General features: G+C 33.4%; 4 protein-coding genes. All 4 read right to left on the bottom strand.

Annotated features, from left to right (window positions below; translation table 11 throughout):
• Positions 1-640: ATP-binding protein (locus M901_RS04655; RefSeq protein WP_021277029.1), on the bottom strand; the 640-nt coding region annotated here is incomplete at its 3' end.
• A 17-nt stretch (positions 641-657) separates the two neighbouring features.
• Complete coding sequence (locus M901_RS04650; protein WP_021277027.1) at positions 658-897, bottom strand: DNA replication and repair protein RecF domain protein; 240 nt, start codon at positions 895-897, stop codon at positions 658-660.
• Positions 898-962: 65 nt separating this feature from the next.
• The gene (locus M901_RS04645; RefSeq protein WP_021277030.1) at positions 963-1,751 is read right to left on the bottom strand and encodes an AAA family ATPase; all 789 of its coding nucleotides are present in this window, start codon (positions 1,749-1,751) and stop codon (positions 963-965) included.
• Positions 1,752-1,758: 7 nt separating this feature from the next.
• Positions 1,759-2,746 (bottom strand): DNA polymerase III subunit beta (gene dnaN, locus M901_RS04640; RefSeq protein ID WP_021277028.1); only part of this gene is annotated, 988 nt, incomplete at its 5' end.

Below are 2,746 nucleotides of genomic sequence, written 5' to 3'. Positions count from 1 at the left end.
GACCTTTATTTAGAAAGGCCATTTCTCTAAATCTATTTGTTAAAGTGTCATAATTAAATTCATGAACTTCAAAAATTTCATTATCAGGCTTGAAAGTTACAGCTGTTCCAGTTTCCGTAGGGTCTTCTAGTTCAGAGATAACTTTAAGTGGCGCTTTAGCTTCACCATATGCAAATTCCACAGTGTGAACTTTACCATGCTTTTTAATTTCAACCTTTACCCACTTTGAAAGTGCGTTTACAACAGCTGCACCAACACCGTGAAGTCCACCTGAAACTTTATAAGCTCCACCTTCTTCATTAAATTTTCCACCAGCGTGTAACTTAGTATAAACAAGTTCTGCTGCAGAAACTTTTTCCACTGGGTGAATATCAACTGGAACACCACGACCGTTATCAACAACAGTAACTGAGTTATCAACGTGAATAATTACATTAATATCTGTACAGAAACCTGCAAGTGCTTCATCAACTGCATTATCTACAATCTCATATACACAGTGGTGAAGACCTCTTGTGGCCGTATCACCAATATACATACCTGGTCCTTTTCTTACTGCTTCAAGTCCTTCTAGAACTTTAATTTGGCTGGCATTATAGGTTTCTTCAACCTTACCAATTGAACCTGTCTGATTTTCCAAAGTGGAACTCCTGCTTGTTAATGGATTGAGCCTTTGTCGACGTAAATCTTATTTGCTCCATCAATTTTTTCTAACTCTTCCTTAAATTTTTCATTCGCCGTCGTAATTAAAACCTGAAACTCGCTAGTTTCAAGGAAGTTAATAAGCTTCGACCATCTAACCCTGTCTAGCTCGCCAGAAACGTCGTCGATTAAAACAATAGGGTAGGTATTAAATTTATACCTAAAGAGCTCTATATAGGCAAATAAGAGGCTCAAATAACTACATTTTTTGTTGTCCCAAGAGAGCAAAATTCAAAAGCATTGAGTCCATCAAAAAGAAGCTACGAGTCATCTTTATGAATTTGATAGGTAGTATGACCAACTACAAGGTTCCTTTCTAGGCGCTTTTGCATATAGTCATATATCTGTTGGGCAGAATAACCCATAAACCTCGAATCAATATTTATTTTTAATTGGTGCTCTTCTGAAAAGATGTGTTTATAGATTTCTTCACTTAGCGGTGCCAATTCATTTACAAAATAAATTCTCTTATTCAAAAGAATTGCAGCATACTCACTCATCTGCTGATCAATTATTCCTAATTGCCTCAAGTAATCGGTAGGCTTTTTAGAGAGTAAGGTGTTTCTAAACCTTAATGAAGAGTTGTATCTATTTAGTACTTTTTTATATTCGGGATCACACATTGAAATATGATCATCAAACCATTTTCTTCTAAACGAAGGGATATTATTAAATGAATACGAATCAAATGGATTAATAAAAACTAGTTCAGCTCCAATTTTCTTTCTTGTAGCTTTTCCATCCATAAACCAAGTTGAACCATTAGGATCCATCTTACCTGAGTAACTAATCATTTCTCCATCACATTCAAATAATGAAGAAAATAATATTTCTGGTTTATCCCCATCGATACCGAGGAACTGTGGAAAACTTGTATTTTTACGAAATGATTTTCTATTAGATAAAACGAAAAGAGCTTCTAATATATTTGTCTTACCGTTTCCATTCTCTCCAAGAATACAATTTATTTTTGGAGAGAATGTTATGATGTCGGGTTCTAAATTTCTAAAGTTCGTAACTTGTAATTTAGAAATTTTTAAATTCTGCATCTGAGTATTAGATTCTCAGTGGCATAATAATACCAATATAGTTCTGTAATTGATTTGATCTAACAATCACAGGACTAAGCTCATTATTTAATTCTAAAATAATGTCATCAGCTTCAATTATACTAAATGAATCCATTAGATACTTAGCATTGAAACCAATTTCCATTTCTTTCCCTTCATAATCAACAGGAATAGTTTCTCTTGCATCTCCAAGCGATGGGTGATTTGCAAGAACAGTTAATTGGTTTTCCTTAATAAGAACCTTTACACCGTTTGATTTCTCATTCGACATAATTTTAATTCTTTTAACAGCGTTGAAGATAGCTTCTTTATCAGCTGTTAATGTAAATGTTGTTTTACCAGGAATTACTGATTGATATTTCGGGTACTCTCTAGCAATTAATCTAATTCCTAGGTGGTACTCTGTTCCAGCATCAATATACATGTATGAATCGTCTACTGATACTTCTAGTGTTGTGTTTGGATATGACTCAGCAATCTTCTTAATTTCGTAAACACCTTTACGAGGAATAATTACTCCATTTATCAACGCTTCATTATTTTGTGTTGATAAGTCTGTTTCAATTAATGAAAGTCTATGACCATCAGTTGCTACAGCTCGTAGTTTTGTTTCAACTTCTTGTAGAAAGATTCCGTTAAAGTGTAAACGAGTTTCATCATTTGAAATTGCATATGATGTTTTACTGATTAGATTAGATAAATCGTCTGAGTTAATTTGAAATTTATTTTCAGTTCCAAAGTGGAGGTTAGGATATTCTTCACTCTCATAAATTAGTAGTGAATAGTGAATATCATTACAATTTATTTTTAGAAGATTTTCACCATCCTCTAACTCCATGTGGATATCTGTGTTAGGAAGTTCTTTTAATATATCGAATAAGTTCTTAGCGTTTATACAAAATGATGCATTACCTTCTGTTTCTGCATCTAGTGAGTACTTAGCTGATACTTCTAGATCTGTAGCTGATAAATAT

Origin of the sequence: Bacteriovorax sp. DB6_IX (assembly GCF_000447775.1) — a bacterium.
Classification (GTDB): domain Bacteria; phylum Bdellovibrionota; class Bacteriovoracia; order Bacteriovoracales; family Bacteriovoracaceae; genus Halobacteriovorax_A.
This window is presented reverse-complemented; position numbering and strand designations above follow the sequence as displayed.